Source organism: bacterium (genome assembly GCA_021159335.1).
GTDB lineage: Bacteria > UBP14 > UBA6098 > B30-G16 > B30-G16 > JAGGRZ01.
This window is the reverse complement of record JAGGRZ010000049.1, coordinates 1-5598: the sequence shown is the minus strand read 5'-3', so window position 1 is coordinate 5598 and position 5598 is coordinate 1. Positions and strand designations below refer to the sequence as shown.

Sequence of the window (5598 nt, the reverse complement as noted above, 5' to 3'; positions counted from 1 at the left end):
TTTAAATTTACAAAATAGCCTTTTTTATGTATAAAACATTCAGTATTTATATATTTATGAAAATCAACAAGTGATGGGCCATTAGATTGAAATCCCTTTCTTATTCCAAGGTCATCACCCATTCGATAAACCATATAATCAACTTTCCTAAGTTCTGATTTCAGATATTTAGATTCTGGAAGAATATTATCGTTTAGCGCAACTAGATATGATTTAATTTGAATTTTTTCTAATTGAATATCTTCAAATTGTTTTAACCAATGTAATCTATATCTTTCAAAATAATCAAAACAATTAGATAATAATTGCAATGTATCTGTTCCTTCTGAATCCAATCCCCACCAAAAATCTTCCTGTAAATTGTTAAGAAAATGAAAATTTATATCTTCCTTTATTATATTCTTAAAGAAATCAGAAAAAGAAGGATAAACAAATATTTTCAACTTAGTATCTATTTTTATATCAAATAAGATTATATCGTTATTTTGCAAACGAATAGACTTCTTTGGAAAAATTGGACAGTAATCAGATAGTTTAAGTTTCTTCTTCTTATGTAAACAATATGCAACCTTTATAGCATCCGAAGACAATACACAAGGCAATAGAACACGCAAAAGGGAAAACCTCAAAAGATTTTACACATAGATGTTAACATATTTCACATAAAATGTCAAGTTCTAGGATGGTGTCTTCCACGTAATTTTTTGATCTTTCAATTCAAATCTTCCTTCTGGAAGTTCTCTAATATTTAAAGTCTGAATTTGGCCATCTGGACTTTCAACTTCTATTTCTATGTAAGCTATATCATCAAAATCAGCAGTAGCATCATTTGGAACATAAATTTCAAACTTGCAATTTTTTGAATCAATAATTTTTATTTGTTGGTCGCTTCCACCAGAATTAGCAGTTGCCAATTTAACAGAATGTTGATAATCATCATAAATTTCACAACGAATTTTCCAACCATCCAAATTTTCAATCCCGTTTACAGTACATGTAAATAAAATAGCATCTCCTTTAGTTAATTTCATATTAACTTTCCTCCTGACAAGCAAAATTTAGATTAAATTCATTACATTGAAAATCTAAATTCAAATTATATTTGCTATAATTCAAGTTCAAGTTATATTTGCTATAATCTAAAGTTAATTTACAAGGTGCAAATTTCAATCTTTGAAATAATAAAATATCTGTTGAATATCTAATTTCATTTATTTGCAAGAATAAAGCATCAATAGAAATTTGTTTTCCAATTATTTCTAATATTATATCTATAATATAAGCAAAAGATTGCAATTGTCCTAATAAAGAATCAATGTTATAGTTAGCAAATTGTAATTGCTTTAGTAGTAAATCAATATTATAAATAAAAGATTTCAATTGTTTTAATAAAACATCAACATTATAAGAATCTGATAATAGTTCACTAAATACTGAATCAACATCATAACTAGTAAAACGTAATTGCTTTAAAAAAACATCTATACTCCAAACAATTGATTTCAATGATTTTAACAAAATATCGATCTGATAAGCAAAATTTAAGACATTTCTCAGGAGAATATCAAGATTATATTGAAATTCTACTTCTTCTTCTTTTTGTAATATTAAATCTATGGAATATTGTAGTTGTCCAACTTTACTTAGAATTAAATCAATACTATAATTATTAAATACAATCTTTTGCAACAAAATATCTAAACCATAACCAAATTGTCTTAATTCCTTAATTAATATGTCTAAAGTATAAATAGAAGATTTTAATAATTCCAATAAAATATCAATGTTATAATATTGATAACACAATTTCTTTATTAATATATCGACATCATAATTTAAAAATTGGGTTTTTTCCAATAAAATATCAATATTATATAATTTCTCAATTTTCTTTATTATTACATCAATATTATAGGCTAAAGAATTTAATCCTTCTAATAACGAATCAACAAGAATAGTCTTTTTCAATCCATAAAGTATTGCATCTATAGAATAATTAATTTCTTTTACAGTCTGTTCATCTCCAATTGTCGAACTTGGTTCTGGGTCAATATACTTACGTACCAGTATCCAATCGAATTTGAAATCCGAAGTATCATAAACATTGCTTTGAGTTCGATTTCCTAAATTCAAACTAGTCAAATCATACGTATTAACATAAGAACTACCTTGTTGTGAACCATTTAAATTAATTTTAAGATTATCACTTTGATCCTTAATAAATTCAAGAATACCCCAAGAAGTTAAGTTATCACCAACATCATACTCATTTCCATCAGTATCATATATAGCAAGTTTATCATAACTATCTCGCCATATTTTAAATATCAAATTATTTCCATTCCACCAATACAAACCAGAACCATGACTGGTAGGATTCAATTGATAATATCGTGCACGTAATGCAGCATGAGATAATGAATCGTGAGTATGTTTAATTCCAAACGGAAGATGTGTCCAAGTTAAAATACTATTTACTACAGAATAATTTCCATTTCCTTGACTACCTTGAACAAAAGTCCATTTATTAGTATCAATGTCCGAACCATCAAAATCGTCAAAGAAAATAAATGTGTTATCGCCATTACTTAAATCATTGGCATTAGAACTTCCATAATAAAGATAAATAGTCTTAGTAGAAGAAGCTGGAATAGAAGGAACTTTTACCCAAAGAATGGCTTCTTGATTATTTTTATCCCATTTTTCTCTCCAAAAATGTAATGGAGTAGTTCCATCAGAATCAGCAAATGCAATATCTGTACCATCATCTTTAGCATGATTAAAGTTAAAATTACTAGAATTTAAAACTATTTTTACTTGATAATCTGCAAGATTATTAGAATTTGATGTATTATCTATAGTTATCTGTCTTCTAAAATTATAAGGAAGCCATCCTTCTTTTACTATACATATATCAACAGAATAATCAGAAGTTTGATGCTTCAAAATACATACATCACAAGAATAACTACTCGAATATACATATTCTTCTTGTTCCGAAGAAGAAAAACTTGGTTCTGGACTAACATACTTACGAACACGATATGTATCGAATACTGCATTTTCATATGCAAATATCCCAAAATGACCATCTGTATAAGAACCATCATTAACATTGATTGATTCAAATAATGAATTATCTGAATTATAAACATAAAAAATCAAATCTCCATTATCTTTCCATATAACTTTTAAAAAATACCAAATATCTTCAGATAATTCCCCTTGTTTTGAACCACTTGCCAAAAGAGGTTCAGATGCATGGTCTTTTCGAATCTGAATATCTTTATATGAAGATCTTTGATCAAGTATAAATTGATAACCATTTGCTTCAGTAGATGGTTGTGCAATTTGAATACCAGCAAGTGATGTATTAGAAGAAGCCTTTAACATTACCCAAGTTTCGAAAATTCTATTCCTGCCAGAATTTTGATCTATTGTTTTAGTCTTATATGATTGATTACCTTCTGCCTTAATTGCATAATTACCTGTTTTCACATCCGTTGTAGTAAACGAAATCGACAAAGAACCTTGATTAAAATCAGTCGTATTTTCGAAATCATCAAAGAAAATAAATGTATTATCACCATCGCTTGCATTAGTTGCTTCGGAATTTCCATAATAACAATAAATATCTACATTATTATCCAAATTATCACTAATTTTTACCCAACAATATGCTATACGATTGGGACTTGTCCCTTCTACTTTTTCTACCCAAAAGTTCAATAAAGTAGTTCCATCATTTTTAGTGAATCTTAATTAAGTCACCAGATTGATTTTGATCGCTAGGGAAATTAGATGAATGGCCTTCTACATGGAAATCACATCCTGAAGCACCAGAACTTTCACCTACCTTTAGTAATACTTGATAATCAGTTCCAGCGCCTGATTGGCCTTGAATGGTTATTTTCTTTCTGTAATTCCAACCATTTAGCCACGCCATTTAATATGCACCTCTTAAAAAACTAATCATTTAGCTTTTTTATCTCCCTATTACCATTTTCATCAATTATCCATAAAAATTTATGTTTCTTTCCCAAAATATATTTAATTCTTCTACCGCCATTTTTACCTAATGCAATATAATTACGTCTAAAAATTATTGGTTCTTCGCCTTTTTCCAGAAAAATTTCATAACTGGGAATTTGTTTTGGAAGAACTAATAAACCTTTATCTAATAGTTTTTTAGCCAATTTAATATCAAATGGATACCAACCAATAATTAATGCATCTTTCTTAGAAACATTCCCATACAATATTTCATTTCCATTCTCATCAAATTGTGCTATGCTTTTGCCATTAGCATAAGTAACTTTCCAATAATAAACCCAAGGACGATAAAGTAACAATTTTTCATAAGTTTTAAATAATTTGTCAAACATAGTTAACCTCCTTTCTTTAAAGACAATAATCCGTCCCATTCTGATAACCCAACTTGAATTATAGAATGGGACGATTAAAATTAAAAATAATTAACCTGTACTTTTGATGAATTCTCTTACTTTTTTAGGAATTTCTTTAAAAGACGGATAAGACTTGCTTCTACATCTATGTGTAAAAATAAAAATTCCATTTTCATCTATACCAACACTAAATCCCCCTCTCCTTATTGCAAGTTGGCTATTCGACATTCCCTTTGGAACTGCCGTTTTAAGCCCCTTTGGCTTAATATAGGGACGGAATGCTCCTCGGCTACTCTTTCGAGTAAGTTCCATGCTCCCACACAATCAGCGTTTCCCTTAAAACCACACTGACTGCACTGAAACACTTCAACACTTACTCGATTCGCCTTATCGGTGAACCCACACACAGGGCATCTTAGGGAACTGTATTGCGGGTTCACCTTTATTACTTGGAAACCTTCCAAGCGTCCCAATTCTTCCAATTTGTTTGCTAAATGATTATATGCCCAAGTATTGTTGCGCCTTCTAAATTCTTTTGTGCGATTTCTTTTGCCTTTAAATAATAATTTTTCAACCACAAAATCAGTATTGGGATAAAGTTTTACTAATAACTTTGCATAATAATTTAGCAATTGTTTTTGCGATGATAATTTTCCTTTATAACTTCTCCACTTAGTTCTTATCCTTAAATCTTTTAATTCCTTGCCAAAGATTTTTCCATCAGAAGTAGCAATTGCGTTGTTTAAACCTACATCAATGCCAATCTTATTATTGTTTTGTTTTTTCTTTTCTGGAAGTTCTATGAAACATTCCATAAAATAGTCATTGTTAATTTTTAATAATTTAAAGCTTTTTCTCAGTTTTCCTTTTTTTACCATTTTATTGAATAAGTTCGTTCTTTTACAGGGTATCTTTAACCTGTGTCTTGAATTTAAACTTATAACTGAAAACCAAATATCAAATTCTTTTGTTTTAAGTTCAGGAATAATATAAGCACTAAATTGATTTAAATCTATTTCTTTTCCTTTAAAATAAGGCCTTTCTTTTTGTTTATTCTTTTTTGCTCCCTTTACTATTTGCCAAGCTTTTACCGAAGCATCTCTAATTAATCTTCCGCCTCGACAATATTCTTTTGGTGGATATGAACCTTTTATAAATCCCGAATCAGACCAGAATACGGCGACCCAACCCG

General features: G+C 28.8%; 6 protein-coding genes. All 6 read right to left on the bottom strand.

Annotated elements, in window-relative coordinates:
* The coding region (locus tag J7J62_03090) for a hypothetical protein (protein MCD6124140.1) at positions 1 to 614 on the bottom strand (614 nt) is incomplete at its 3' end.
* Positions 615 to 677: 63 nt separating this feature from the next.
* On the bottom strand, positions 678 to 1031 hold the full coding sequence (locus J7J62_03085; protein ID MCD6124139.1) for a hypothetical protein: 354 nt from the start codon (positions 1029 to 1031) through the stop codon (positions 678 to 680).
* A 1-nt stretch (position 1032) separates the two neighbouring features.
* Complete coding sequence (locus tag J7J62_03080) at positions 1033 to 3729, bottom strand: DUF2341 domain-containing protein (protein ID MCD6124138.1); 2697 nt, start codon at positions 3727 to 3729, stop codon at positions 1033 to 1035.
* A 19-nt stretch (positions 3730 to 3748) separates the two neighbouring features.
* Positions 3749 to 3946: a hypothetical protein gene (locus tag J7J62_03075; GenBank protein MCD6124137.1), complete on the bottom strand. Its 198-nt coding sequence runs from the start codon at positions 3944 to 3946 to the stop codon at positions 3749 to 3751.
* A 22-nt stretch (positions 3947 to 3968) separates the two neighbouring features.
* Positions 3969 to 4385, bottom strand: coding sequence for a hypothetical protein (locus J7J62_03070; GenBank protein ID MCD6124136.1), 417 nt, complete (start codon positions 4383 to 4385; stop codon positions 3969 to 3971).
* Positions 4386 to 4609: 224 nt separating this feature from the next.
* On the bottom strand, positions 4610 to 5598 hold a 989-nt coding region (locus tag J7J62_03065), incomplete at its 5' end, for a transposase (GenBank protein MCD6124135.1).

Bases quoted from the DNA above. Each gene is read 5' to 3' on its own strand.
- J7J62_03085 (MCD6124139.1), bottom strand. From the start codon at position 1,031: ATGAAATTAACTAAAGGAGATGCTATTTTATTTACATGTACTGTAAAC.
- J7J62_03075 (MCD6124137.1), bottom strand. From the start codon at position 3,946: ATGGCGTGGCTAAATGGTTGGAATTACAGAAAGAAAATAACCATTCAA.
- J7J62_03070 (MCD6124136.1), bottom strand. From the start codon at position 4,385: ATGTTTGACAAATTATTTAAAACTTATGAAAAATTGTTACTTTATCGT.